We start from the raw sequence: 26,027 nt of genomic DNA, 5'->3' as shown, positions 1-26,027 counted from the left end.
CGTTCAGACATGCCTGTAGGGACAGGCGCTGCGGGACATGGCCATCGGCGCATGTCCCACGGGACATCTCATTCGGACGGCGGCAGCACGTGGCCGGCGATCAGGTCGAGCCGCCTGCGCGCCTCGGCCGGAATGCGCGCCGGATCGGTGATCGTCGCGAACTGCAGCGCGCGCGGGTACGGCAGCTCGGCGGTGGCCTCGGGCAGCCCGGCCGCGAGGCGGCGGATGATCCGCCGCGACAGCGCCACGTTGGCCTTGACCACCGCGATCACGGCCTCGACGCTGACCTCGACCTCGTGCCAGCAGTCGTAGTCGGTGGCCAGCGCGACCACGGCGTAGGCGATCTCGGCCTCGCGGGCCAGCTTGGCCTCCGGCAGCGCAGTCATGCCGATCACGTGCGCGCCCCACGAGCGGTACAGGTTGGACTCGGCGCGGGTCGAGAAAGCCGGGCCCTCCATGACGATGCAGGTGCCGCCTTCGTGGACTCGCGCGCCCTCGGCCGCGGCCGCGCCGGCGACCCGCCGCGAGAAGCCGGGGTCGACCGGGTCGCCCATCTGCACGTGCGCGACCAGCCCGCCGCCGAAGAAGGTCTGGGCCCGACCGGCCGTGCGATCGATGAACTGATCGGCGATGACGACGTCGCCGGGGGCGATGTCCTCGCGCAGCGACCCGACCGCCGACACGCTGAGCAGGTGGGTCACGCCGAGCTGCTTGAAGCCGTGGACGTTGGCGCGGAAGTTGATCTCGGACGGCAGCAACAGGTGCCCGCGCCCGTGCCGCGGCAAGAACACCGCGCGCACCGGCGGCAGCCCGCCGTCCCGCGGCAGCAGCCCCACGGTGTAGGAGTCGGACGGTCGTCCGAACGGCGTCTCGAGCGCGATCTGCTCGACCTCCTGCAGCCCCTCGATCTCGTAGAGCCCCGAGCCACCGACCACTCCCAACACCAGACGATCACGGGCCTCGGGCGAAGCAGGATGCGGGGTCGACATCGGCGGCGAGGATACCGACGCCTACCCGACGCGCCAAGCGCCGTTGCGCGCGACCCCTCACGCACGTTACACACCGGACACGCCACCCGAGATCCATCACGACCGCCGCGGCTGCGTCGCTGCCGGTCACCCCGTCACCGCCGCGGCCGCGATGCACGCGCTCGCGGCCGGTGGCAACGCGTTCGACGCCGTGCTCGCGGCGCTGATGGCCGCCTGCGTCGCCGAGCCGGTGCTCGCCTCGCCCGGCGGCGGCGGCTTCATCCTCGCGCTCCCGGCCGGCCAGGAGCCGCGGCTCTACGACGCCTTCGTGCACACCCCGCGGGTGCGCCGGCCGCAGGCCGAGGCGTGCGCGCGCGAGGTGGTCACCGACTGGGGCACCGCGCAGCAGGCGTTCCACGTCGGGGTCGGCTGCGCCGCCACGCCGGGCCTCGTCGCCGGCATGTTCGCGGTCCACCGCGAGCTCGCGCGCCTGCCGATGCCCGTCATCACCGCCCCGGCCGTGCAGGCTGCCCGCGACGGCATCGCCGTGTCGCCGTTCATGGCGTACCTCATGACGCTGGTCGCGCCGATCTACCTCGAGCAGCCGGCCGCGCGCGCGATCTTCGGCGACCCCACGGCCACGCTGAGCGGCGCCCCGGCGCCGCCCAAGGCCGGCGCGCGCCTCTTCAATCCTGTCCTCGGGGACATGCTCGAGCAGCTCGCGCGCGAGGGCGAGGACCTGTTCTACCGCGGCGACGTCGCCGCCGCGATCGTCCGCCAGAACCGCGAGGCCGGCGGTCACCTCACCGCCGACGACCTCGCCGCCTACCGCGTCCAGGCCCGCGCCCCGCTGCGCCTGCGCTACCGCGACGCCACCCTGCTGACCAACCCGCCGCCGGCCGCCGGCGGGCTGATGATCGCCTTTGCCCTCGCCTTGCTCTCGGGACATGACCCGAAGGCCATGGGCTTTCAGACAGCCGAGCACGCGGCCCTGCTGGCCCGCGTCCAGGCCGAGACCGTGCGCGCCCGCGCGGCCGCCGGCCCGCCGCGCGAGGGCATCGAGGCGGTCTGGCTCGGCGGCGACCTGCTGGCGGCCCACGCCGCCGCCCTGGCCGGCCCGCTGCGCAGCCGCGGCACCACCCACATCAGCGTCATCGACGCCGCCGGCAACGCCGCTTCGGTGACCGTCAGCAACGGCGAGGGCTGCGGCGAGATCGTGCCCGGCACCGGCATGATGCTCAACAACATGCTCGGCGAGGACGACGTGAACCCGCCCGGCCCGCACGCCTGGCCGCTCGACCAGCGGCTGGCGTCGATGATGTCGCCGACCGCGATCGTCGGCGACGACGGCAGCCTGCTCGTGTGCGGCAGCGGCGGCTCCAAGCGGATCCGCACCGCCGTCCTGCAGGTCGTCTCCAACGTGCTCGACTTCGGCATGCCGCTGGCCGAGGCGATCGCCGCCCCGCGGATCCACGTCGAGGACGACCACGTCAGCTTCGAGGCCGGCTTCTCGCCCGCCGCCGCCGAGGCCCTCGCCGGCCTGTTCGCCCGCACCACCGCCTGGCCCGAGCTCAACATGTTCTTCGGCGGCGTGCACACCGTCCAGCGCACCCGGGACGGCCGCCTGGTCGGCTTCGGCGACCCCCGCCGCGACGGCGTCTGCCTCGGCGGCGAGTGAGCTGCCCGAACGGGCATGTCCGCCAGGACATGGCCGTTCAGACATGTCCGCCAGGACATGTCTGTTCAGACATGCCCGCCAGGGCATGCTCGATCGAGCATGTCCCTGTGAACAGCTCCGGCGCTCCCCGAAGGCCGCTCTACGCGATGGCGCCCGCGCTCCACGCGTGACGCGATGGCGCCGCCAGGCGTGACGCCCGCTGCTGTTCCTCTGGAACATGTCCCATCAGACATGCCCCTTCTGAGACATGTCCCCGCAGACATGCCCCTGGGGACATGCCCCTCCAGACATGCCCCTCCAGACCGCCTCAGAACGACCCGCGCAGGCTCAGCCCCGCGAACCCCGGCGCGAGCGCCGGCGCGAACGCGGTGTTCGCCCGCGAGCGGCGCTTCAGCCCGACGGCCAGCAGGGCCACGCCCGCGCCGAGCAGCAGCGGGGCCAGCACCACCCCGGCGACGCCCATCGCGTTGGCCGCCTTGCCGCGGTCCAGCAGGTCCTGGCACGACGGCGACGGCATCGCGATCACACACATGTTGGCCGGATCGTCGACCTCCTTCGCCAGCGACTTGCCGCGCGCCGCCCCGAACCCGGCCACCACCGCCGCGCCGACCCCGAGGCCGATCATCACCCCGCCGCCGATCGCCAGGCCCTTCCACGGCTTCCCCGCTCCCCGCGTCTCGTCCGGCGGCGGCGGCGGCGGCAGGTCCTCGGGCCCCTCCGGCGTCGGATCGACCGGCGCCGCCGCAGCGGCCGCCGCGGCCTCGGCGTTGGCGAGCCGCTGCTTGAACTCGTCGCGCGCCGCCACGATCTTGGGGCTCAGCGGCGTCTCGGTCCCGTACGCGCGCGTGAAGCCGTCGCAGTAGGCGTCGAGCGCCTGGGCCGCCTCGCGCAGCGCCTCCGGCTGGGTCTCGCCCTGCAGCCCGCGGGTGAACGCGTCGACCACGTACTCGTAGACCGCCGTGCGGTTGTCGCGGTGGGCGTTCGTCTCCTTGAGGTTGGCCGCGGCCGCGATCCACGTGCGCGCCGCCTCGAGATGCTCGCCGCGGTCGAACTTCGCCTGCCCCTCGTTGAACCCGGACTCGAAGGCCGCCAGCGCCTTGGCGTCCTGGGCCGGGGCCGCCAGCGCCGGCGGCGGCGCCAGCAGGGCCAGCGCGGTGACGAGGGACAGGACGCGGGAGGGACGCGTGGCGTGCTTCATGGCGTGGGGGGAGGTGTCCGAAAGGACATGTCGGAACGGTCCGGTCAGCCGCGCCGCCGCGAGCCGGACGACACGTGGCAACGAGAGCGCCGCCGGGCTGCGAGCGGGGCCGAAGGGGGCCGCCGCGGCCGTGGACGACGGCGGCGAGCGGGTTGCGGGCGAAGCGGCATCCGGGGAGAAACCGGCGGGAGTGTACATCACCTCGACCCGCCCGATCCGCTCGCGCCTGGCCTGTGCCATGCCCTCGAGCTCGGCGCGCCCGTGCTTCGCCCGCGGATCGCTGCGGCCCGTGACGCCGGCGCGGCGGTCGCTGGCGCCCTGCAGCCACGCGCCTGGACGGCCTTCGCACCGCGTCGCGGGAGGAGGATCCCGCACACCCACCGGCCGCTCGAGGCCCGCACGCCGGCTCGTCCCGCGCCGCGGACGATTCGCTGCAGCGCCCCCGCAGGCGCCGTTTCAGCGCAGATCCGCCCGCTGACGCCGGCGCGCCCGTTCTGCGCCTCGCTCCAGAAGCGGACTCCGTTCTAGCGTGCAGATCGGCCACGGCTGGTGTAGGTAAGCCAGTCTACGCATGCCAATCGAGGCCCAGCAGGACCCGATCGTCGGAACCGTGCTCGAGGGACGCTTCCAGGTCGAGCGACTGCTCGGCGAGGGCGGCATGGGCCGGGTCTACGTCGCGGACGAGCTGCGCCTGCGTCGCCGCTGCGCCCTCAAGGTCCTGCTCCCCGAGCTCACCGAGGACAAGGACTGCGTCGAGCGATTCCTGCGCGAGGCCCAGGCCATCGCGCAGATCCACCACGAGCACGTCGTCGACATCTACCACCTCGGCGAGGACGTCGACTCCGGCGTGGTGTTCTTCGCCATGGAGATGCTGGTCGGCAAGGACCTCGAGTCGCGCCTGCTCGAGCGGGCCAAGAAGCCGCTCAGCTGGCAGCAGATCGCCCTGTGGATGGAGCAGGTCGCCAGCGCCATGTCGGCCGTGCACGCCGCCGGCATGATCCACCGCGACCTCAAGCCCTCGAACGTGTTTCTCACCCTCAAGCGCGGCGGCGGCGAGATGGTCAAGCTGCTCGACTTCGGCATCGCCAAGACCGCCCACCACGCCGCGCTGACCAGCACGGGCGCCGCCCTCGGCACCCCGTTCTACATGTCGCCCGAGCAGATCCTGGCCCAGGCCCTCGACGCGCGCACCGACATCTACTCGCTCGGCGTGCTGTTCTTCGAGGCGCTGGCCGGGCGCATGCCGTTCGTCGGCGAGCCGATCCAGGTGGCGATGCAGCACTGCAACGTGCCGCCGCCGACGATCCTCGCCATCAGCCCCGACGCCGGCGTGCCGCCCGAGCTCGACGCCTTCGTCCTGCGCATGCTGGCCAAGGACCGCGACGCCCGCCCGCAGACGATGGAGGACATCGAGGCGTTCCTCCACGACCTGTTGGCGGCCCACAGCTTCGCCCAGCGTCCCGGCACCGGCCCGCTGCCGATGGCCGCGCCGGTCACCGGCGGCCTCAACGACTCGGCCCCCAATCACCCCGGCCCCGAGTCGACGCTGCAGAGCGCCGCCGCCTCGCGCTCGGCGCAGAAGACGGTGCTCGCGCCGTCGACCCCGGCCGGCGGTCTGCCGCGCCTCGCGGCTCGCACCGGCCTCGACAACCCGCGCCCGCCGGCCGCCACCGTCGAGATTCACCTCGACGCCGCCGACGCATCCCCCTCGCCTGCGCGCTCCCGGCTGCTCATGCCGCTGCTCGCCGGCGCCGCCGCCGTCGCCGTGCTGCTGGTGGTCCTGTTCAACCGCGGCGGCGATCCGCCCGCCGCGACCGACCCGGTGGTCGCGCCTCCGCCGGCCAAGCTCGAAACGATCAAGCCGCCCGACCTGCCGGTCCAGCCGCCGGCCCAGCCGAAGATCGAGCCTGTCCCTTCGGACATCTCGGCCACCGCCCCCGACGTCGAACCTGTCCCTGCGGACAGCGAGGGCGAGCCCAAGGTCGACGACCTCAAGGGCAAGAAGAAGGACCCTGTCGTCAAGGCCGGCGACAAGCCCGCCGACAAGCCGCAGGACCCCGTCGCCAGGCTGCGGCGCGCCGCCGACGGCTGCCGCAAGACCCACAAGGCGGTCAAGGGCCCCAAGATCACCGTCGACTACGCCACCGGCAGCGACGGCTCGGTCACCCGCGCCGTGCCCTCGCAGCAGGACGCCCTCGGCAAGTGCCTCGCCGCCGCCGTCAAGGCGACCAAGTTCGCTCCCCAGCTCAAGCTCGGCCTCAAGATCGACCTGTGAGCTTGCCCTCTCGCGCTGACGCCGAGGCATGCCGGCATGCTCGCGCTCGGCCACGCCTCACCTTCGTCGCTTCGCGCTGCCGCGACCGGCGCCGTGCCGTCGACGCGGCTTGCCTCGCCTGTCCCTCGATCCATGACCCGATGACCCTGTCCTCAAGAGCATGACCGTGAAGACATCCTACCTGTCCTTCGGTTCAGCCCTCCTCCTGACCGCCTGCTTCAGCCCCACCGGCAGCGACCCGGGCACCGCCGGGCCGACCAGCGGCGACACCACCGAGCCGCCGGCCACCGCCACCGAGCCCGGCACCACCGCCGTCGAGCCGACCACCGGCGAGGCCGACACCGACACCACCACCACTACCACCACCGGCGTCGCCACCGAGCCGCCGACCGGCACCAGCACCACCCTCGAGCCCTGCACCCTCGACATCTGTCCCTGCCAGGGCGACGTCGACTGCGAGCCCGGCCTGCAGTGTCACGCCGGCCAGTGCGTCGAGTGCATCGACAGCGCCACCTGCGGCGGCCGCGTGTGCGACCCGGTGGACCACGTCTGCCGCGGCTGCCGCGAGCACGCCGAATGCCCCGAGACCGCCTGCGAGCTCGACGACGGCCTCTGCTTCCCGGACGAAGCCACCTCGCACGCCTACGTCGACCCGAGCAGCGCCTGCAGCGATCAGCCGTGCTCGTTCGCCCAGCCGTGCTGCTCGGTCGCCCAGGCGCACGGCCAGTTCTTCGACACCACCCACCTCGTGTTCCACCTCGCCCCCGGCCTCTACCAGGCCGGCATCGAGGTGAGCGAAGGCGGGCGCCGGATCGCCGTGCTCGGCGGGCCTGGCGTCGTGTTCACCGTCGACGCCGACCCCGTGATCCGCCTCGGCCTCGCTCGCCCGCCGATCGACAGCGAGCTCTATCTCTCGCAGATCGTGATCGAGGGCGGCCAGGGCAGCGCCGCCGTCCGCTGCAGCGCCGCCGCCGATCTTTGGCTCGACGACTCCGCCATCCTCGGCTTCACCGGCCGCGCCGTCGCCGTGTCCGACTGCGACGTCGTGCTGCGCCGCAGCGAGCTCCGGCTCAACCTCGAGGGCATGCTCGTCGAGGACGGCGGCACCTTGCGGCTCGAGAACAGCCTCGTCGCCCACCTCAACATGGGCCCGGCGCTGGCGATCGGCAGCGCCGCCGCGGCCGACCTCGTCTACACCACGCTCGGCGACATCACCCAGCACATGTTCGGCCTCTTCACCTGCCTCGACGGCACCGCCACCCTCGTCGCCCGCAACTCCGCCCTCCTCAGCCACGTCCTCGTCGACACCTTCGATTGTGTCCCCAGCGCCGTCGACATCCGCGACTCGGTCGTGACCCTCGGGCCGTTCGCCAACCCCGACAAGAACACCCACTTGATCCAGGCCAACGAGGTCTCGCCGATCTTCGCCGGCTGGGACGCCGGCCTGCTCCACCTCGCGGGCGACGGCGGCGCGCTCGCCGGCCGCGCCCGCTGGCAGCCGGGCGACCCGCAGACCGACATCGACGGCGATGCGCGGCCCGCCACCGCCGGCGCGCCCGACGTCGCTGGCGGCGACCGGCCTCCGGACCCGTGACCTAACTCCGACCGGACGGCCCGTTCGCCGCCCACGGTCTCGCCGCGTAAGTCCCCTGGCGCCCGTGCGCGCCGCCTGGGGCCGCCCGAAGCCACTTCGCGCACAATCCGCACATGCACTCGCATTGCAATTGCAGTCGGCTGACAACAGCGACTCGAGTGCGGGAGCGGCCCGCTCGCTTGACGGCCTCGGCCTCGATCTCTTAACCGTTCGATCCCGGTGTCACGCGCTCGCGTCACCCTCTGCGCCTGCCTCGCGGCGTGCCTGTGGGCCGCTCCGGGGTGGGCCGCGCCTGCCGTCGTCCCGCCGAGCCCGCGGCACCGCGTCGACGCCGTCTACCCGCTCGCCGAGGCGCGCAGCGACACCGTCGCCGTCGAGCTCGCCGTCACCGTCGAGGCCGACGGCCGGGTCGGCGCCACCGAGGTGCTCAAGAGCGGCGGGGCCGCCTTCGACGACGCCGCCGTGGCCGCCGTCAAGCAGTGGCGGTTCGAGCCGGCGCGCCGCGGCGACCTCCCGGTGGCCGTCAAGATCCGCGTCCCCTTCAGCTTCGCCCCCCCGGTCCAGCCCGCGGACGTCGAACCTGCTCCTTCGGACAGCCCCGCTCAACCTGCTCCTTCGGACCCATCACCTGCCCCCTCGGACAGCCCCGCGCAACCTGCCTCTTCGGACAGCCAACCTGCCCCTTCGGCCACCCCGAAGCAACCTGTCCCTTCGACCACCTCACCTGCCCCTTCGACCACCCCGCCGGGCGCCCCCAGCGATAGCGAGCCCGTCCTCGACGTCGCCGCTCGCAGCCGCCGGCCTCCGCCGCGGGCCGCCAGCGACTTTGTCGTCGAGCGCGACATCCTCGCCGCCCCGCCGCGGCAGAGCGCCGCCGACATGCTGAGCAGCGCCCCTGGCGTCTACGTCGCCCGCGCCGAGGGCGAGGCCGTCGCCCACGAGATCACCCTGCGCGGCTTCAACGCGGCGCACGGTCAGGACATCGAGATCACCGCCGGCGCCTTGCCGCTCAACCAGGTCTCGCACCTGCACGGCCAGGGCTACGCCGACCTCAACTGGATCGTGCCCGAGACCGTGCGATCGATCCGCGTCACCGAGGGCGTCTACGACCCGCGGCAGGGCGACTTCGCCGTCGCCGGCAGCATCGACTTCGACCTCGCCGTCCCCCGCCGCGGCGTCCAGCTGCGCAGCACCGGCGGCTCCTTCGCCACCTTCCGCCAGCTCGTGCTGTGGGCCCCCAAGGGTCAGGAGGACGAGACCTTCGCCGCCGCCGCCGTCCGCCGCACCCGCGGCTTCGGCATCAACCGCGGCGGCCTCTCGGGCATGGCCATGGGCCAGTTCGCCTTCTCGGCCGCCGGTGGCTGGCGCGGCAAGGTCCACGTCGCCGCCTACGCCGCGCGGGCCGGCCTCGCCGGGGTCCTCCGCCGCGACGACGTCGCCGCCGGCGACGTCGGCTTTTACGACAGCTACGGCGACCCCTCCGCCAACAGTCAGTCCGCCTCCGCCGCGCGCGGCCACCTCTCGCTCGAGCTCGAGCGCCGCGGCGAGCGCGGGGCCGTCACGCGCATGGCCGTGTGGACCGCCCTCGTCGACTTTCACAGCCGCGAGAACTTCACCGGCTACACCCAGCGCGGCGTCGTCATGCCGATGTGGGTCGGCCGCGGCGACCTCATCGAGCAGCAGAACCGCGACTTCGGCGGCGGCATGCGCCTGTCCCATCGGACAGCCGGCTGGCGCCCCGCCCCGTGGTTCCACGCCGCCTTCGAGGTCGGCGCCTCGGCCCGGATTCACAACATCCAGCAGGCCCAGAACCTGCTGCAGGCCCCGCAGAACGAGACCTGGGACCGCCGCGTCGACGCCACCGTGCTCGCCAGCGACGTCGGCCTCTACGGCGACCTCGACCTCCGCTTCGGCAAGCGCGTGCGCCTGCGCGGCGGCGGCCGGGCCGACGTCCTCCACTACGACATCGACGATCGCCTCGGCAACTTCATCGCCCCCTACCAGATCGAGAGCCACCTCGTCGGTCACCGCCGCACCGCCACCGGCGTGGCCGCCGGCCCGCGCGTCAGCCTCGAGGTCGCGCCTGTCCCTTGGGTCAGCTTGTTCGCCGCCTACGGCCAGGGCTACCGCTCGCCGCAGGCGCGCCAGCTCGACGAGGGCGAGCGGGCCCCGTTCGCCAAGGTCCACAGCACCGAGGGTGGCGTGCGCATGAGCCCGCTCGGCGGTCGCCTCCAGCTCAGCGCCGCCGGCTTCGCCACCTTCCTCGCCCAGGACCTCGCCTTCGATCCCGAGGAGGGCCGGCTCGAGAAAGTCGGCCCCACCCGCCGGGCCGGCGCCGCCCTCCAGTTGATCGCCCGCCCTCTCCCATGGCTGGTCGCCGCCGGCAGCGTCACCTACGTGCACGCCGTCCTGCGCGCCCCGCCGCCGGCCACCGCCGAGAACCCCTCGCCGCCTTACGTCCCCGGCCAGCTGCTGCCCTACGTCCCGCCGGTGGTCGTGCGCGGCGACATCGGCATCGACAAGGACCTCGTGGAGCTCGGGGGCCACCCGCTCGGCCTGCGCGTCGGCCTCGGCTACTCCTACCTGTCCCCGCGGCCCTTGCCTTACGGACAGTTCGCCGACCCCGTCCACCTCCTCGACGCCAGCGCCGCCGTCCGCTGGAGGGTCGTCGAAGTCGGCGTCGAGGTCTTCAACCTGCTCGCCCGCCGCTGGGCCGCCACCGAGTACAACTTCGTCTCCGACTGGGGCACCCGCCCGATCCCCTCCCTCCTGCCTGCCCGCCACTTCGCCGCCGGCCCCCCGCTCAGCGTCATGGGCACCCTCACCCTCCACTTCTAGCCACCTGCCTCTTCGGACCTGTCCTCTCACACCTGTCCCTCGTCACCGGTCCTTTCGCGCATGTCCCTTCGACCAGCCATCCTCCTGCTGCTCTGCGCCGCCTGCGGCGCCACCGGCGAGCCGGCCTTTCGGGCCCCGCTGCGGGCGCGCGGGGCCGCGACCGAGCTGACCGTGGGCGCCTGGACCGTCACCCTCACGCGCGCCGAGCTCGGCCTCGGCCCGCTCTACCTGTGCGCCACCGCGGCCGCGTCCTCCGAGCTGTGCGCCACCGCGGCCGCCGAGTTCGCCGCCGTCGCCGCCGTCGACCTGCTCGACCCCCAGCCGCAGCCGCTCGGCGAGCTCGAGGTCCTGCCCGGCCAGGTCCGCTCGGCCATGCTCGACTACGGCGTCACCTGGCTCAAGACGCAGGCCAAGCCGCGCGCGCAGGAGGGCGCCCCCGGCGGGCGCGCGGCGCGGTTCGCCGGCACGGCTGTCTCCGGGGACATGTCCTTCGAGTTCACCGCCGACCTCGACGTCGCCCCCGTGCTCCGCGGCAGCCGCACCCTCGAGGGCCTGCGGATCGGCCCGTTCGAGCTCGACCCTGGCGGCGCGCTCGAGGTCACCGTCGACGGCGCCGCCTGGTGGGCCGGCGTCGAGTTCGACGAGCTCGCGGCGCTCGGCCCCGGCCCGCACGACCTCAACGCCCTCGCCGCCGAAGACCCGGCCTCGCCCGCCGCCGACGCCCTGGCGGCCGTGCGCTTCGCCATGATCGCCGTCCCGCCGCGGCTGGCCTGGACCGCCGAGGAGTGACCCCATGACCCCGATCGACGCCCTCCAGCAGCTCTTCCTCCGCGCCGGCGCCGGCTGGGTGCTGTGGCTGCTCGGCCTGCTCTCGGTCGTCAGCGTCGCCCTCACCGTCGAGCGCTGGTTGGTCCTGCGCGCCCGCGGCGGCGACCTGCGCCTGCTCGCCGGCCGCGTCGGCAACCTCTTGCAGGCCGGCGACCGCGACGGCGCCTTGCGGCTGCTCGCCGACTCGCCCAGCGTCGCCGCGGCGATCGCCGCTGCTGGTCTGCGCCTCGCCGACCGCGGCCCCAAGGCCGCCGAGTACGCGATGCAGAGCGCCCTCGCGCTCGAGCGCGGCCAGCTCGAGCGCGGGCTTATATTCCTCGGCACCCTCGGCAACAACGCCCCCTTCGTCGGCCTGCTCGGCACCGTCATCGGCGTCATCGCGGCCTTCGAGGAGCTCGGCCACGCCGCGCCCGGCCACGGCGGGGGCACCGGCGCCGCCTCGCAGGTCGCCTCCAACGCCGTCATGTCGAGCATCGCCGAGGCCCTCGTCGCCACCGCCGTCGGCCTCCTCGTCGCCCTCCCCGCCGTCGCCGCCTACAACGCCTTCCAGCGCCGGATCACCTCGCTGTGCCAGGGCAGCGAGGCGCTCACCAACCTCGTCCTCGCCTACATGTCCGAAAAGCCAGGTCCCGAAGGCCCGGCGGAGGCGCGCTGATGGCCGGTCACTCCAGCGGCGACCCGGGCGGCCTCATCGTCGGCATCAACGTCACGCCGATGGTCGACGTCGTCCTGGTCCTGCTCATCATCTTCATCGTCACCGCCAAGATCATCGTCACCCCCGCGGTCGAGATGGACCTGCCGGAGGCCAGCACCGCCGGCGAGGTCCAGGTCGTGCTGAGCGTCATCGTCCCCGAGCGCGGTGCCACCCTCGTCGACGGCGAGCCGCTCGCCGGCGACGACGACCTCGTCCGCCGCGCCGCCGCCGTGCGCGCCCGCAGCCCCCAGGTCCGCGCCGTCATCCACGCCGACGGCGAGGTCGCCCACCGCCGCGTCATCGCCACCATCGATGCCCTCCAGCGCGGCGGCGTCTACCGCGTCGCCTTCGCCACCCTGGCCCCCGCGCCAGCCCCGGAGGCGACCCCGTGACTCGCCAGGCGTCCTCCGCACACGTCCAAGAAGACATGTCCCGTGGGACATCCTGCGCGAACACGCCCCTGTCTCACCGGTGTCTCGACCTGCCTCACGGGACATCCTGCCCGACCCCGCTCGCCCCGGCCCCGCGCCTCTCTCACCTGTCCCGCGGGACATCCTGCCCGGAGGCCCGCGCGTGACCCGGCCCGGCATCGCCGCCCAGGTGTTCGCCGCCGCCGCCCCGCCGGCCTCGCGGCGGCACCACGCGATCATCGTCGCCGTCGTCCTGCACCTCGGCCTCGCCGTCATGATCTTGCGGGCCCAGCCCACGCTCGAGACCTGGAGCGCCACCATGGCCGCGCGCGTGCACGACGAGCTTACCCGCCTGCAGCTCGCCGACGTCGAGCGCACCGAGCCGCCCCCGCCGCCCCCTGAGCCAGCCGCGCCCGAACCTCCGCCGGCCGCCAGCGAGCCCGCCCCGGCCGTCGCCGCCGCCGTGCCCGCGCCCGCCAAACCTGCCCGTCCCGCGCCCGCACGCGCCGGCCGGGTCGTCGCCGCGCCGCCGGGCGCCCTCGATCTGACCGGCGACGTCGTCATCGTCGGCGGAGCCAGCGCGTACGTCGGCGGCGCCACCACTTCGACCGGCACCGGCACCCGACCTGTCCCGAACGCCAGCTCGCAGCCGACCGCCCCGCCGCCCCAGCCCGCGCCGATCAAGCCACCGCCCGCCGCTCCGACCGCCGCCGATCGCTCGCGCCCGGTCGCGCTCGCCAGCAGCGAATGGAACTGCCCGTGGCCGCTCGAGGCCGACGGCCTGGCGCTCGACGAGCAGGTCGCCACCATCCGGGTCCTCGTCGACGAGCGCGGCGTCGTCGAAAAGGCCGAGCTCGTCGCCGACCCCGGCGACGGCTTCGGCGCCGCCGCCCTCGCCTGCGCCCGCCGGACCCGCTTCACCCCCGCGCTCGACCGCGACGGCCGGCCAGTCCGCGCCCGCTCGCCCGCCATCCGCGTCCACTTCACCCGCGACCGCTGATCTCTCGCTGCCACCCGTCCTCGAAGACATGTCCTGAGGGACATCCTCAGCTTCACCGAGCAGCTTTATCCGGACTGTCCTCGAGGACATGTCCCATCGACCACCCGGCCATGACCGACCCGCAGCCCACGCCGCCGCCGCGCTCGCCTCGCCTCGCCCCGCTCGGCCTGGCGCTGTTGCTGCTGACGTGCCGCTCGGAGCGGGCCGGCGCCGACGACTGCGCCGTCATCCTCGACCGCATCGTCGCCCTCGAGCTCGCCGAGCAGGGCTACAGCGACCCCGTGCTGACGCGGCGCAAGCAGCAGGAGTTCGCCCGCCGGTTCGTGCCCGAGCTGCAGCGCTGCGAGGGCCTGTCGCTGCCGCCGGGCGCGCGCGACTGCATCGCCCGGGCGACCTCGACCGAGGAGATCAGCCACGTCTGCCTGCGCTGACGCGGGCCCGCGCGACTCGCCGCGCGGCCCCGGTCTACCGCGTTCACATGTCCTTGCAGACAGGTTCTTCACCGCGCCTCTGCGGCCCCAAAGCCCCACGCCCCGCGGTTGACAACCCGATCGCGCGGGCCGCAGACTCGGATCGCCATCGACAAGGCCAGGATCGCGCACGCCTCGCGCTCGACGGAAGCGAGCAGCGGCGGCGTGTGACCTGTCCACGCCGGTTCACCCCGCCACGCAAGGCCCACGCATGATCTCTCGCGTCCTCGTCCTCCCCCTCCTCGGTGCCCTCCTGTCCTCCGCCTGCTTCGACGACTCGCGCGGCGACGACACCGGCTCGACCTCCGCCGGCACCGCCGTGATCACGACCGCGACCCAGGCCAGCGGCGACCTCACGACCACCACGAGCACCACGACCTCCTCGACCGGCTGGACCACCGACGAGCCGACCTCGACCTCGACGGGCCCCGCCGATCCGACCACCGGCCCCGTCGATCCGACCACCGGCACCACCACCACCGGCGGCGATCCCGACGCCGGCTGCATGATGTACTGCGCGGCGATGATGGGCAGCTGCACCCTCGTCGACGCCCAGTACCCGAGCCTGGAGAGCTGCCTCGGCGCCTGCAGCGGCCTGCCGCAGGGCTCGCCGGGCGAGACCTCGGGCAACTCGCTGGCTTGCCGGGCCTACCACGCCGGCATGGCCTCGATCGAGCCGACCGTCCACTGCGTGCACGCCGGCCCGGGCGGCGCCGGCGCGTGCGGCCAGAACTGCGAGGGCTTCTGCGCCATCGCCACCGCGCTGTGCCCGGGCGAGCATGCGAGCCCCGGCGAGTGCATGGCCACCTGCGCCAACTTCATGGACACCGAGCCGTACAACGCCGAGGACGCCACCGGCAACACGCTCGCCTGCCGCCTCTACCACCTGACGATCGCCGCCACCGGTCCCGCCGAGGCCGAGGTCCACTGCGGCCACACCATCGAGGCCTCGCCGCCCTGCATCTAGTCCGAAGGGGCATGTCCCCCGGGACATGCTCCTCGCGCCAGGTCTTTGAGGACATGCCCCAAAGGCCAGGGCCGCGGCCGCCGCTCCTACGAGCTGCGGCGCGCGGCCCTCGTTCGTACCCGGCTCAGCGGGCCGACGGCCAGGCGTCGGGCCCGGACGCCGGCGTGCGGCGCACCGGGTTGCGCGGCTGCTCGTAGCGCGCGCAGAACTTGTCCCACAGCGACACCACGCGCGTGACCTCGGGGTCGTTCATGCCCTGGGCCATGTCGCGCAGGTCCGCCTTGCCCTGCTCGCACTGCTGCCAGCCGTCGGCGTCGATCCACGCGCCCGCCACCGGCGCCGTGCCGATCGGCTGCGGCCGCGAGGCCATCAGCGCCAGCCGGTCGGCCCACGCCATCAGCAGCCGGCCCTTGCGGATGTTGTAGGCCTCGCGCTCGATCTCCCCCAGCGAGAACGCCCGCTCCTCGAGCATCTTCTGCCCCGACTCCGGGTCCTCGTACTCGATCGTCAGCATGATCTGGTCCTGCGGCCGCAGCTTCTTGTCGCCGCGGGCCATCACGTCGACCAGGAACAGCTGCGAGGTGTTGGCGAAGTAGTGGATCGCCTGCACGTCCTCTTTCACCGCCGAGCTCTCTTCGCCGTAGAACACGTTCATGCGCAGCGACGGCGGCAGGTGCAGCTGGAAGTGGACGTCCATCGCCGTCGTCTCGAGCAGCGAGATGAAGCGCGGGCCGAACACCGCGTCGACCTCCGCCTCCGAGCCGAGGAACACGTAGGCCCCCTTGCCGCGCTCGGTCAGCTTGTCGAGCAGCGCGTCGTTGAACTCGGTGCCGACGCCGACGCCCGACAGGCGGATCTTCCGCTGGTCGTAGTACTTGCTGACCATCGCCATGGTCCGCGGGTCGGTGTTGCCGGTGTTGGCGAGCGCGTCGGTGACCAGCACCACCCGGTTGTTGTAGGTCGGCTGGTAGCCCCGGTCGGCCAGCTCGTAGCCGCGGGTCAGGCCCGCGTGCACGTCGGTCGACCCGCGCGGCTTCATCCTGTCGATCGCCTTCTCGAGCGCCTCCGGCTTGTCGCGCCCGACCACGAAGTTCTCGACCGGCACGCACACCTCGTGGTCGAACAGCACCACGTTGACGAGGTCGCCGGTCTTGAGCTCGCCGAGCATCTTCCGCATGCCGCGCTTGAGGTAGTCCATGCGGCCCTCGTCGCTCATCGAGCCCGAGCGGTCGACCACGAACGTCAGGTTGCCGTTGCGCCGCGCCTGCTTGTCGACCGGGCGCCCGCGGATCGCCAGCGCGAGGTTGTAGATGCCCTCCTGCTTCGGATCTTTGGTGACCTCGGGCAGCACCGAGAAGTCGTCGGTCGGCGCCACCTCGGCCGTCTCGAACGAGAAGTAGTTGAGCAGCTCGTGCGGGCGGATGTGCTCGAGCGGCACCGGCAAGAACTTGTCGATGGCGAAGATCACCCGCTGCGCCGACGACAGGCTCATCGTGTCGTCGTTCGAGAGGTACGTCGCCTGACCCCAGTCGCTGTACTGCTGCTCCTGGTCGCCGTCGGTCGGGCGGACCGGCTCGTACGCCACCGAGCTCGCGTCCTCCGCCTCTTCGCGGGCGGCCAGCGGCGCCTCGGCCGGCGGGCTCGCCGACGGCGCCATCTCGGCCGACTTGTCGCGCCGGCGTTCGGCGTCCTTCTGCTTCTTCTTCTCGGCGCGCACGTCGGCCGCCGACTCCGGCTTCGGCGCCGCCGACTTGGAAGCTGTGGTCGGCGGCGGCGGCGGACCGCCCCCGGCGTCCCCATACCCGCGGCTGCTGGCGCGACCTTCCCCGAGCCCGGCGCTGCCCTTGCCGAGCACCCCGCCGGACGGCGAGCTCTGGATCGGCGAGGGCGCCGGCGGCGGCGAGGCCCCGCCCTGGTTGTAGGGCACCTGCTTGTATTTCGGCTGCGCCGGCGCCGGCTTCTTCGCCGGCCGGGCGATCGGGCTCGACCCCGTCGCCACCGCCCCACCGCTCGGCCCGTAGCACTGATCGATCCGCGACACCATCTTCGGCAGCGCCGCCAGGTTCGGCGGCGGCGCGTCACCGCGGCTGCGCGGCGGGTGCGGGCGCGGCGAGAACGTGTGTGGCGGCGCCTCGTAAGCCACGTCCCCTTGCCCGTGCGCCAGCATCACGTTGTTGTTGCCGTCGGGCGTCACGGTGCCGATCGGGGTCACCGCGCTCGAGCGGCACTGCGTCAGCGCGATCGGGGTCGCCAGGAGGATCCACTTCATCCACGGGTTCATGCGCGTCTCCTTGGGCCGGGACTCGGGTCAGCTTGACAGCCCCGGGTCCCGGCGTGCAGCCCCACAACGCCGCCGCCTCGCCCGCGCTGACACCCCCGCGGCCTGCCTGCGAGCGCGCCGGCGAGCCGGCTCGGAACCGCCCTGACCTCCGGCAGGCCCGGCAATCACATGTCCCGAGAGACAGATCGCAACCTCGCCGCCGAACGGCCCACGGACCCCGCCCCAGCCCCTGGCGTCCCGACCGCGCTCGGGCCTACCATCCGACGCTGCTGCGCTCATGCTCGGGCCGACCTCCGGATTGCTCCTCCTCTCGCTGGCCGGACCGCCCGCGATCGAGTGGCGCGCCCCCGCCGGCTGTCCGACCCGCGACGACGTCCTCGGCGCCCTCGCCGCCCTCACGCGGCCGCCCGACCTCGAGGGCGTGCGCGTGCGCGGCGTCGTCCGCCGGATCTCCGGGCGCTACGAGCTGCGGCTCGACATCCACACCCCCCAGCTCACCCAGCGACGGATCGAGCGCGCCGACGCCTGCGAGTCGCTCGACGGCGCCGCCGCCCTGATCATCGCCATCGCCATCGACCCGCTCGAGTTCGCCGGCCAGCTCGCCCCGCCCGCGCCAGCCCCCGAGCCCGCGCCCGAGCCTGTGCCCGAGCCCGCCCCGCCGACCCCGGTCCCCCCGCCGCCCGAGGTCGTCGCGCCCACGCCGACCCCGCCCGCGCCCGCGCCCGAGCCCGAGCCCGAGCCCGCATCACCCGCGGCCCCGCCCCCGTCCCCGCGCCCGCCCCCACGCCGGCTCACCGCGCTGCTGCGGGTCGACGGGGCCATCGACGCCGGCGCCACGCCGACGATCGCCGGGGACATCGGCGCGGCCGTCGGCCTCCTCCACCGCCGCCTCCGCTTCGAGGTCTTCGGTCACTACATGCCGGCCCGCCCGCTGACCTTCGAGGACGCTCGCGTCGGCATGGTCGCCCGCTGGGCGCTCGGGGCCCGCGGTTGCGGCCGATTCGTCCGCGGCGTGCTCGAGATCCCGCTGTGCCTCGGCATCGAAGCCGGCCAGCTGCTGGCCGAGGGCGCCGGCATCACCGTCGACCCGCGACGGGCCCGCCCGCCCTGGCTCGCCGCCCTGCTCGGCGTCGGCCTGGTGTGGTCGCCGCACCCGCGCGTCGGCCTCGGCCTGCGCACCGAATTCGTGGTCGCCCCTCTGCGCGCACCGTTTGCGATCAGCGACCAGGTCGTCTTCATCACCCAGCCGGTCGGCGTCCGGGCCGGCGCCGGCGTCGAGATTCGTCTCGGCCCCGGCGCGCGCCGTGACGGAAGCGGCCGAGCTTGGCCACGAAACAAGTGACTGCCGTGCTGAAGCTTCAGCCGCCCATACCTGGCCCTGGCCCCGAGGAGCACGCGCAGCGCGGGTTCGCCACCGTCTACTACGCTTACTTCGACCTCGTCTGGCGGATCCTCCGTCGCCTCGGGGTCCCTTACGACCAGCTCGAGGACGCCGCCCAGGACGTGTTCCTCGTGCTCCACCGCCGCCTCCCGGGCCTCGATCCGCAGATCTCGCTGCGGAGCTGGCTGTTCGGCACCGCCCGGCGGGTCGCCAGCGATTTCCGCCGCGGCCTGCGGCGCCACGAGCGCCGGATCCAGGCGTTCGCCGTCGTCCATACCCACCAACCGCGCGAGCGCGACGCCGAGCGCGCCGAGGCCGCTGAGTTCGTTCAGCGCTTCCTCGACAGCCTCGACAACGACAAGCGCATGGTCTTCATCCTGGCCGACCTCGAGGGCTTCACGGCGCCGGAGATCTCCCAGGCCCTCGATGTCAAACTGAACACCGTCTATTCGCGTCTGCGGGCCGCTCGCGCCGAGTTCGAGCGCGCCATCGCCGAGACCGAGCGGACGGATGGGAGGCAAGCTGCATGGAACCGCTGAGTTCGGAGGCGCGGGCGCGCCTGGCCGCATTTCGCAGGGCCGAGTCGCCCGACCGCGCCATCGCCGATCGTGTCCTCGCCGCGCTCGAGCAGCGCCGCGACGAGGTCGGCAGCGACGACCTCGACGACGAAGCACATCCTCGTTCGCGCCTCGCCCCGCGCGTGTTCGCCGGCTTCGCTCTGGCCGCCGGCGTCTTGCTGGCCCTGACCTGGGCCGTCACGCGGGGCGGCGAGGCGCCGCAAAACCACGTCGCCGCGCCCTACCAGGCCCGCGAGGGCGACGCCTCGCACACCGCCGAGCCCGTCCGCCGCGCCGATGAGGCCCGCGCCCCGGCCCCCGAGCCCATCCTCGAGGTCGCGCCTGACGAGCCGCCCGCCGACAAACCTGTCCCTTCGGACACCTCCAAGACCCGCCGGCCTGCACGTGAGGACAGCGTCGCCGCCGAGGTCGACCTGCTACGGCGGGCCAAGCTGGCCGGGCCCGCCGAGCGCCTGCAGCTCCTCGAGGAGCACGCCAGGCGGTTCCCCGGCGGGATCCTGGCGGCCGAGCGCGGCCTGCTCGAGATCGAGGCCCGCTGCGCCCTCGGCCAGCGCGACGCCGCGCGCCAGCTCGCCACCAGCTACCCGCGACAATTCCCGGGCTCGCCTCTGGTCGACCGGGCGGCCACGCTTTGTAATGAACCGGCCGCGCAGCCCTGACCGCGGCGGGTGAGACCCCCCGTGCCCACGCCCCGCACGCACCGCAGCACCATCGCCTCCGCGGCGAGGGTCTGCCGCGCCGTGGTTCTCACCTGTCCTTTGGTACAGCTCGCCTGCTTCCTCGATCCCAGCGGCCTCGGCGAGTTCCCCCACGCCAGCGACACCGACGGCACCACCGGCCAGGGCACCCTCGTCGTCACCGCGCCGCCGGTCGACGACACCACCGCCGGACCGCCGCCGACCACCACCTTCGATCCCGTGACCACCGGCGAGGAGCCCGTGGGCACCACCGGCGAGCCCGTGACCACCGGCGAGGAGCCGCCGCCGCCGCTCGGCTGCAGCGACGGCGGCTCGTGCGATCAGCTCGACGTCCTGTTCGTCATCGACAACTCGGGCACCATGGGCGAGGAGCAGAGCCAGCTCGCCGACAGCTTCCCCGCCTTCGTCTCGCTGCTGCGCGGCCTCAGCGACGCCAACGGCAAGCTCGTCGGCGCCGACGTGCACATCATGGTCACCACCACTGACGTGCCGCACCCGCTGTGCACCCCGTTCGAGAAGCCCGACTACGACGCCGCTGACGGCCAGCCGATCGAGACTCCCTGCACCGAGCGGCTGACGCGGTTTACCGGCCTCGGCGCCGACCCGCCGGTGATGCCCGAGATCTGCACCTCGCGCTGCTCGCAGGCCGCCCCCTCGGTCCCGACCGATCCGTTCATCCACTTCAACCCCACCACCCACAACGTCATCGACCCTGACGGTCTGGGTGACGCCGCCGCCGACGCCCTCGCCTGCATCGGCCCCCAGGGCATCGACGGCTGCGGCATGGAGTCGCCGCTCGAGGCCATGACCCGCGCGCTCGACTTCGGCGCCCGCTGGAACCGCGGCGAGCGGCCGTTCCTGCGCCCTGGCGCGCCGCTGGCGATCGTCCTCGTCACCGACGAGACCGACTGCTCGACCCTCAACTTCGCCTACTTCGACCCCAAGCTGCAGGACGACCCCGAGTTCGGCAAGTACTGGCCGCTCGACCCCGACAGCGGCCAGAAGCGCGAGCCGACCAGCGCCGTGTGCTGGAACGCCGGCATGACCTGCGCCGACGACGACGACGACGGCGTGTACGAGTGGTGCATGTCCGAGGACAAGCAGGTCCTCTACCCGGTCGCCCGCTACGTCGAGACCCTGACCAGCCTGCGCCAGCTCCACGACAAGGAGGTCGTCATGCTGGTGCTCGGCGGCGTCCCGCAGGTCACCGCGCACAGCGACGACCCGCCGTTCGAACCGCTGTCCGGCGGCGCCGAGGCCCTCGTCTACCGCGACTGGCGGCCCGAGGACATCCTGCCCGGCGACACCGACACCCCGGCCGACAAGCAGTTCGAGTTCGGCATCGGCCCCGGCTGCGTCGGCCCGGCCGGCCAGGCGGTCCCGCCCGGGCGGATCCAGGAGGTCTGCCAGTCGCTCGACCTGCCCGACGACCCGGACACCGCCGTCGACGAACGCGGCGTGCGCTGCTGCATCGAGTCGGTCTGCGACAGCGATTACAACGCCGCCCTCGGCTGCCTCGCCGGCATGCTGGCGCCGACCCTGCAAGCCGCGCGCTGAGGACATGTCCCTCGCGGCATGTCCTCGTTGACATGTCCGATGAAACATGTCCGATGCGACATGCCCTCTCGACCGCGCCCTCCGCTTCGAGCAGGAACGCCCCCGGCCTCGCGCTGCGCGCAGAACGGCCGCGGCGCGGGATCTCCTCGCCGCTTTTATCGCGCAGCCCACGAACGGCGACCACGTCGCGCGTCCTCGCAGCGCCCGCGCGTCGCTCGTCTGCGGCTCGCCGCCCACGAGGACGCGCAGCCTGCCGGCGAGCCCCCGAGCCGACCGCGAGCTCGCGTCACGCGCCCGCGAGCGGCCGCGACCACACGCGCACGATCCGGTCGTCGCTCGTGCGCTGATACAGGGCCAGCTCGGCGATCACGAACTCGCCGGGCACGGTCAACGAGAACAGCGCGCTGATGTCCGCGTCGGTGAGCGGCCCCGCCATGCGGATCGTGCAGTGGGGGAAGAACGGGAACTGGCTGTCCTCGAACGCGATGCCCGAGTGCTTGAGCGCCTCGTGGAGGGCCATGAACGGCATCGGGTCCGACATGCTGAGGCAGAAGATGTCGGTGTCCGGGAAGCGGACCATCCCGCCGAGGCTCGCGCGGATCGGCGCCCACTCCTGCGCCAGCGCCTCGAGCTTGGGCTCGACGCGGTCCCACTCGGGCTGCGGCAGCATCGCTCCCACGCCGCTCGAGCCGGTGACCGTGATCTCCGGCGGGAAGTCCTTGAGCCGCTGGCAGTAGCGGCGACGCAGCGCCATCACTTCCGACGCCTGCGGCTCGGGCAGGTCGAGGCAGATGTACGTCGGTGGGAGGAGGTTCATCGCTCCGGGATCGGTAATACAACGCTTTCACGCGCGCGTCACGACGCGACCTCGGCGCGTGGGGTCTTCTGCGGACAGGGAATCTCAGCAGACAGTCCCCCTCACGTGCGCGCCGTGGACGCAGATCCTGGGACCCCTTTATGGTGGATCGTCCCCCGCAAGGAGCCGCCCATGCCCAGGCAGCGTCGTTTCGCCCGCACACCATCCCGGCCGCAAGGTCCGGGCGGTCTCGCGGTCCTCCTCACCCTCACGGCGAGCCTCGCCGGCGGTTGCTATCACGGCGCCGGCCAGGACCAGAGCGCCAGCAACCCCACCCTCACCGGCGGCGAGGATCCCACCGAGACCGGCGGGGCCAATTCCGCCGGCACCGACGGCGATCCGACCGAGGGCACCGACCCGACTGACGGCGGTGGGGAAGAGTTCGCCCCGGCTCCGGCCCGCCTGCGCATCCTGCTCGCCCGCCAGTACCGGAGCTCGGTCGCCTACCTGCTCGGCGACGCCGCGGTAGCCGAGGCCGAGACCCCGCCGGACAGCGCGCTCAACGGCTTCGAGGCGATCGGCGCCGCCCAGCTCGCGCTCAACGACCAGGCCGTCGACACCTACGAGAAATCGGCGCGCAAGGTCGCCGCCGCCGCCGACGACGCCATCCTCGCCAGCTACCACACCTGCGTCCCGACCGGCGCCGACGACGACGCCTGTCACAAGGAGTTCGTCGCCAACTTCGGCCGCGTCGCCTGGCGCCGCAGCCTCACGCAGGCCGAGATCGATCGCTACGGCGCGGTCGGTCGCGACGCCGCGCTCGCGTTCGGCAACTGGGAGTCGGGCCGCGAGTTCGCCGTCGCCGGCATGCTGCAGTCGCCCTACTTCCTTTATCAGGTCGAGGTCGGCGAGCCCGACCCCGACGCTCCGGGCCAGCGCGTGCTCACCGGCGTCGAGCTCGCCACGCGGCTCAGCTTCTTCCTCCTCGACACCACGCCGACCCGCGAGCTTATCGACCTCGGCGAGACTGACGGGCTCGCCACGGCCGACGCCGTGCGCGGCGTCGCCTGGACCATGCTCGAGACCCCGGCCGCGCGCGGCGCTCTCGGCGGGTTCTTCGCCGAGGTCCTGCGCCTGCGCACCCTCGAGGCCCTGCCGAAGGACCCGGGCGTGTTCCCGGCCTGGACGCCCGCGCTCGGGGCCAGCATGCGCGACGAGGCGTTGAAGCTCATCGACGACATCGCCTTCACCCGCGAGGCCGACTTCCGCGACTTCCTCGACGCCCCCTACACCTTCGCCAACGGCCCGCTGGCCCAGCTCTACGGCCTCATCCCCGACGCGGGCGTGCTCGGCGACGTGTGGCAGAAGTTCGACCTCCCGGTCGAGGGCAAGCGCGGCGGTCTGCTCGGCCAGGGCGGCTTCCTCGCCGCCTACGCCCACATCAGCAGCAGCTCGCCGACCCTGCGCGGCAAGTTCGTGCGCGAGGTCTTGATGTGCCAGGGCATCCCGGCGCCGCCGCCCGACATCGTCACCGAGCTGCCGAACGGCGAGGAGTACAAGACGATGCGCGACCGCCTCGCCGAGCACCAGACCAACCCGTCCTGCTCCGGCTGCCACAAGCTCATGGACGACATCGGCTTCGGCCTCGAGAACTTCGACGGCATCGGCGCCTTCCGCCTGACCGAGAACGGCGTCGACCTCGACACCAAGAGCGTGCTCGACGGCGGCGAGTTCGACGGCGCCCGCCAGCTCGGCGGCCTCCTGCGCGAGAGCCCCGCGGTCACCCGCTGCCTCGTGCGCAACCTGTTCCGCCACGCCACCGGCCACCTCGAATTGCCCGGCGAGGCCGACGCGCTGAAAGACCTCGACCAGGTGTTCGAGGACAACGAGTACCGCATGAAGGAGCTCCTCGCCGAGCTCGTCGCCAGCCCCGCCTTCCTGCGCGTGGGCACCCCCGAGTGAAAGGAGCACGAGTCATGAAGCGCCATCAACTCAGCCGTCGCACCATGCTCCGCGGCGTCGCCGGCGGCACCTCCGTCGCGCTCGCGCTCCCGCTGCTCGAGGTCATGCTCAACTCGAACGGCACCGCCCACGCCGACGGCACCGCCCTGCCGCGGCGCATGATCACCTGGCACTTCGGCAACGGCGTCGCCCTCGTCGACCCCGCCGACGTCGGCAAGGGCAACCGCTGGGCCCCCGCCGAGACCGGTCCGGGCTACCCGCTGACCCCGCAGCTGGCCGCGCTCGAGGGCGTGCGCGAGTACTGCAACCTGCTGACCGGCTTCGACATCAAGGCCGCGTCCAAGCACCGCCGCGGCCACCACGACGGCTGCGCCGGCTTCTTCTCCGGCTACCCGTTCATCGAGCTGCCGCACGCCGAGAACAGCTACTCCTCCAAGTTCGGCGGCCCCTCGATCGATCAGGTCGCCGCCGCCGCCGTCGGCGCCCAGACCTTCATGCCGTCGCTGCAGCTCGCCATCTCGAAGCGCGTCATCGGCGGCGAGGGCCCGACCCTGCAGTACCTGTCGCACAAGGGCCCGGACCAGCCGCTGCCGCCGTTCTTCAACCCGCAGCTGGCCTTCGCCGCCCTGTTCGAGAGCTTCGTCCCGCCCGACGATCCGACCAAGGGCCCGCGCGTCGACATCCTCGACGCCGTGCGCGAGGACGTGAAGGCGCTCAAGCTGCGGGTCGGCAGCGCCGACAAGCTGCGCCTCGACGCTCACCTCGCCAGCGTCGAGCAGATCAAGAAGCAGATCGAGACCCTGCCGCCGGCCTGCATCCTGCCGGGCATGCCGATCGAGACCAACAGCGACATGGACGGCGCCGAGCCGATCGAGCTCGTCAACGCGGCGATGGTCGACATCATCATCGAGGCGTTCCGCTGCGACCTGACCCGGATCGTCAGCATCCAGTTCTCGGGCTCGGTCGGTTATCACGTGTTCAAGAGCCTCGGCCACAGCAAGGGTCACCACGACATGACCCACGACACCGCCGACAACGAGGCGGTCGACCAGTCCACGATCAAGACCGTCGAGTGCTTCGCCGTCCTGCTCAATCGCCTCAAGGAGACGCCCGAGGGCGACGGCAACCTGCTCGACAACTCGTGCGTGATCCTCGGCAGCGACGCCGCCTCGGGCTACACCCACAGCGTGTTCGACCAGCCGTGCATCGTCGCCGGCCGCGGCGGCGGCGCCCTGCGCTACCCCGCCGAGCACTACCACTCGCCCTCGAGCGAGAACACGTCGGACATCCTGCTCGCGTGCCTGCAGTCGGTCGTGCCCGAGGCCACCGAGGTCGGCGCCACCAACGGCGACGGCGACGGCTACTCCAACACCCCGTGCGCCGCCCTCCTGGCCTGAGCAGCACCTGACCCGAAAGACAGCCCCGCGGCGAGGTCGGCCTTTGTGTCGGCCTCGCCGTCGTCGCGATTATAAATCTGTCCCGAAGGACAGCTTCGGCGCTGCCCCGGCGACTCGCCACCTGTCTCGAAAGACAGCCATACGCGGCGTCTATCGTCCCTCCGACCGCCCCGAAGGCCAGCGGGTCGCGGCTTCGACCTGTCCCGAAGGCCAGCTCTCACCTGCCCCCCGGACCGCGGTTCCGCGCCGTCCCGGGACCGGCCCCTCGGCTTGACCGGCGGACATCTGGACGCCTGGTCCACCCGAACCCGGTGCGGGGTGATCTACAGCCGTCGGCAGGCCCCGATCCTGGATCCCCCCAGGTTCCCCGGGATTTCTCGCCGCCTCGGATCTGCCGCGCGCACCCCGCGATGCGTCAGAACGATACGAGCACCGCTCTACGGCCGCTTCGGTGTCC

20 protein-coding genes are annotated in these 26,027 nt (G+C 73.1%); 16 read left to right on the top strand and 4 right to left on the bottom strand.

The window, feature by feature from the left end:
* Positions 1-68: 68 nt before the first annotated feature.
* The gene (gene mtnP, locus POL25_RS18390; protein WP_272087387.1) at positions 69-989 is read right to left on the bottom strand and encodes an S-methyl-5'-thioadenosine phosphorylase; all 921 of its coding nucleotides are present in this window, start codon (positions 987-989) and stop codon (positions 69-71) included.
* Between the two features lie 151 nt (positions 990-1,140).
* Here mtnP and POL25_RS18385 point away from each other — a divergent pair, with 151 nt between their 5' ends.
* Entirely contained in the window at positions 1,141-2,646 is a 1,506-nt protein-coding gene (locus POL25_RS18385) for a gamma-glutamyltransferase family protein (RefSeq protein WP_272087386.1), read from the top strand.
* Between the two features lie 307 nt (positions 2,647-2,953).
* Here POL25_RS18385 and POL25_RS18380 read toward each other — a convergent pair whose 3' ends face one another.
* Positions 2,954-3,844 (bottom strand): hypothetical protein, encoded by an 891-nt coding sequence (locus tag POL25_RS18380; protein WP_272087385.1) that lies wholly within the window; start codon positions 3,842-3,844, stop codon positions 2,954-2,956.
* 571 nt (positions 3,845-4,415) lie between these two features.
* On the opposite strand from POL25_RS18380, the gene POL25_RS18375 reads away from it, so the two are divergent.
* The 9 genes from POL25_RS18375 to POL25_RS18335 all read left to right on the top strand — a co-directional run bounded on the left by POL25_RS18375 (position 4,416) and on the right by POL25_RS18335 (position 14,920).
* On the top strand, positions 4,416-6,119 hold the full coding sequence (locus POL25_RS18375) for a serine/threonine protein kinase (RefSeq protein WP_272087384.1): 1,704 nt from the start codon (positions 4,416-4,418) through the stop codon (positions 6,117-6,119).
* Positions 6,120-6,279: 160 nt separating this feature from the next.
* Positions 6,280-7,713, top strand: coding sequence for a hypothetical protein (locus tag POL25_RS18370; protein WP_272087383.1), 1,434 nt, complete (start codon positions 6,280-6,282; stop codon positions 7,711-7,713).
* Positions 7,714-7,932: 219 nt separating this feature from the next.
* On the top strand, positions 7,933-10,551 hold the full coding sequence (locus tag POL25_RS18365) for a TonB-dependent receptor domain-containing protein (protein WP_272087382.1): 2,619 nt from the start codon (positions 7,933-7,935) through the stop codon (positions 10,549-10,551).
* A gap of 60 nt (positions 10,552-10,611) precedes the next feature.
* On the top strand, positions 10,612-11,340 hold the full coding sequence (locus tag POL25_RS18360) for a hypothetical protein (RefSeq protein ID WP_272087381.1): 729 nt from the start codon (positions 10,612-10,614) through the stop codon (positions 11,338-11,340).
* A gap of 4 nt (positions 11,341-11,344) precedes the next feature.
* Positions 11,345-12,034: a MotA/TolQ/ExbB proton channel family protein gene (locus POL25_RS18355; RefSeq protein ID WP_272087380.1), complete on the top strand. Its 690-nt coding sequence runs from the start codon at positions 11,345-11,347 to the stop codon at positions 12,032-12,034.
* Positions 12,034-12,465, top strand: coding sequence for an ExbD/TolR family protein (locus tag POL25_RS18350; protein WP_272087379.1), 432 nt, complete (start codon positions 12,034-12,036; stop codon positions 12,463-12,465). Before POL25_RS18355 ends, POL25_RS18350 begins: the two co-directional genes overlap by 1 nt.
* A gap of 181 nt (positions 12,466-12,646) precedes the next feature.
* On the top strand, positions 12,647-13,483 hold the full coding sequence (locus POL25_RS18345; RefSeq protein WP_272087378.1) for an energy transducer TonB: 837 nt from the start codon (positions 12,647-12,649) through the stop codon (positions 13,481-13,483).
* Between the two features lie 110 nt (positions 13,484-13,593).
* Positions 13,594-13,914 carry a hypothetical protein gene (locus tag POL25_RS18340; protein WP_272087377.1) on the top strand — a complete coding sequence of 107 codons (321 nt, stop codon included), beginning with the start codon at positions 13,594-13,596 and terminating at the stop codon, positions 13,912-13,914.
* Positions 13,915-14,164: 250 nt separating this feature from the next.
* Positions 14,165-14,920, top strand: a complete 756-nt coding sequence (locus POL25_RS18335; RefSeq protein ID WP_272087376.1) for a hypothetical protein — start codon at positions 14,165-14,167, stop codon at positions 14,918-14,920.
* 124 nt (positions 14,921-15,044) lie between these two features.
* On the opposite strand, the gene POL25_RS18330 is transcribed toward POL25_RS18335, so the two are convergent.
* Entirely contained in the window at positions 15,045-17,201 is a 2,157-nt protein-coding gene (locus tag POL25_RS18330) for a vWA domain-containing protein (protein WP_272087375.1), read from the bottom strand.
* Positions 17,202-17,478: 277 nt separating this feature from the next.
* Here POL25_RS18330 and POL25_RS18325 point away from each other — a divergent pair, with 277 nt between their 5' ends.
* The 4 genes from POL25_RS18325 to POL25_RS18310 are packed head-to-tail and all read left to right on the top strand — an operon-like array spanning position 17,479 to position 21,415.
* Positions 17,479-18,543 carry a hypothetical protein gene (locus POL25_RS18325; protein ID WP_272087374.1) on the top strand — a complete coding sequence of 355 codons (1,065 nt, stop codon included), beginning with the start codon at positions 17,479-17,481 and terminating at the stop codon, positions 18,541-18,543.
* 5 nt (positions 18,544-18,548) lie between these two features.
* Positions 18,549-19,121, top strand: a complete 573-nt coding sequence (locus tag POL25_RS18320; protein ID WP_272087373.1) for an RNA polymerase sigma factor — start codon at positions 18,549-18,551, stop codon at positions 19,119-19,121.
* A complete protein-coding gene (locus POL25_RS18315) occupies positions 19,109-19,819 on the top strand; it encodes a hypothetical protein (RefSeq protein WP_272087372.1) in 711 nt (236 codons plus the stop codon). Before POL25_RS18320 ends, POL25_RS18315 begins: the two co-directional genes overlap by 13 nt.
* A gap of 21 nt (positions 19,820-19,840) precedes the next feature.
* Positions 19,841-21,415 carry a hypothetical protein gene (locus tag POL25_RS18310; protein ID WP_272087371.1) on the top strand — a complete coding sequence of 525 codons (1,575 nt, stop codon included), beginning with the start codon at positions 19,841-19,843 and terminating at the stop codon, positions 21,413-21,415.
* Positions 21,416-21,701: 286 nt separating this feature from the next.
* On the opposite strand, the gene POL25_RS18305 is transcribed toward POL25_RS18310, so the two are convergent.
* Positions 21,702-22,232 (bottom strand): 2'-5' RNA ligase family protein, encoded by a 531-nt coding sequence (locus POL25_RS18305; RefSeq protein WP_272087370.1) that lies wholly within the window; start codon positions 22,230-22,232, stop codon positions 21,702-21,704.
* Between the two features lie 171 nt (positions 22,233-22,403).
* Here POL25_RS18305 and POL25_RS18300 point away from each other — a divergent pair, with 171 nt between their 5' ends.
* Together POL25_RS18300 and POL25_RS18295 are read left to right on the top strand one after the other, a co-directional pair.
* The gene (locus POL25_RS18300; RefSeq protein WP_272087369.1) at positions 22,404-24,173 is read left to right on the top strand and encodes a DUF1588 domain-containing protein; all 1,770 of its coding nucleotides are present in this window, start codon (positions 22,404-22,406) and stop codon (positions 24,171-24,173) included.
* Between the two features lie 14 nt (positions 24,174-24,187).
* Positions 24,188-25,570, top strand: a complete 1,383-nt coding sequence (locus POL25_RS18295; protein WP_272087368.1) for a DUF1552 domain-containing protein — start codon at positions 24,188-24,190, stop codon at positions 25,568-25,570.
* Positions 25,571-26,027: the final 457 nt, after the last annotated feature.

Source organism: Nannocystis bainbridge (genome assembly GCF_028368995.1).
GTDB classification, from domain to species: Bacteria; Myxococcota_A; Polyangia; order Nannocystales; family Nannocystaceae; genus Nannocystis; species Nannocystis bainbridge.
This window is presented reverse-complemented; position numbering and strand designations above follow the sequence as displayed.

Bases quoted from the DNA above. Each gene is read 5' to 3' on its own strand.
- POL25_RS18350 (WP_272087379.1), top strand. From the start codon at position 12,034: ATGGCCGGTCACTCCAGCGGCGACCCGGGCGGCCTCATCGTCGGCATC.
- POL25_RS18335 (WP_272087376.1), top strand. From the start codon at position 14,165: ATGATCTCTCGCGTCCTCGTCCTCCCCCTCCTCGGTGCCCTCCTGTCC.
- POL25_RS18330 (WP_272087375.1), bottom strand. From the start codon at position 17,201: ATGAACCCGTGGATGAAGTGGATCCTCCTGGCGACCCCGATCGCGCTG.
- POL25_RS18370 (WP_272087383.1), top strand. From the start codon at position 6,280: ATGACCGTGAAGACATCCTACCTGTCCTTCGGTTCAGCCCTCCTCCTG.
- POL25_RS18360 (WP_272087381.1), top strand. From the start codon at position 10,612: ATGTCCCTTCGACCAGCCATCCTCCTGCTGCTCTGCGCCGCCTGCGGC.
- POL25_RS18295 (WP_272087368.1), top strand. From the start codon at position 24,188: ATGAAGCGCCATCAACTCAGCCGTCGCACCATGCTCCGCGGCGTCGCC.
- POL25_RS18325 (WP_272087374.1), top strand. From the start codon at position 17,479: ATGCTCGGGCCGACCTCCGGATTGCTCCTCCTCTCGCTGGCCGGACCG.
- POL25_RS18385 (WP_272087386.1), top strand. From the start codon at position 1,141: ATGCACGCGCTCGCGGCCGGTGGCAACGCGTTCGACGCCGTGCTCGCG.
- POL25_RS18380 (WP_272087385.1), bottom strand. From the start codon at position 3,844: ATGAAGCACGCCACGCGTCCCTCCCGCGTCCTGTCCCTCGTCACCGCG.
- POL25_RS18300 (WP_272087369.1), top strand. From the start codon at position 22,404: ATGCCCAGGCAGCGTCGTTTCGCCCGCACACCATCCCGGCCGCAAGGT.
- POL25_RS18340 (WP_272087377.1), top strand. From the start codon at position 13,594: ATGACCGACCCGCAGCCCACGCCGCCGCCGCGCTCGCCTCGCCTCGCC.
- POL25_RS18315 (WP_272087372.1), top strand. From the start codon at position 19,109: ATGGAACCGCTGAGTTCGGAGGCGCGGGCGCGCCTGGCCGCATTTCGC.
- POL25_RS18375 (WP_272087384.1), top strand. From the start codon at position 4,416: ATGCCAATCGAGGCCCAGCAGGACCCGATCGTCGGAACCGTGCTCGAG.
- POL25_RS18355 (WP_272087380.1), top strand. From the start codon at position 11,345: ATGACCCCGATCGACGCCCTCCAGCAGCTCTTCCTCCGCGCCGGCGCC.
- mtnP (WP_272087387.1), bottom strand. From the start codon at position 989: ATGTCGACCCCGCATCCTGCTTCGCCCGAGGCCCGTGATCGTCTGGTG.
- POL25_RS18305 (WP_272087370.1), bottom strand. From the start codon at position 22,232: ATGAACCTCCTCCCACCGACGTACATCTGCCTCGACCTGCCCGAGCCG.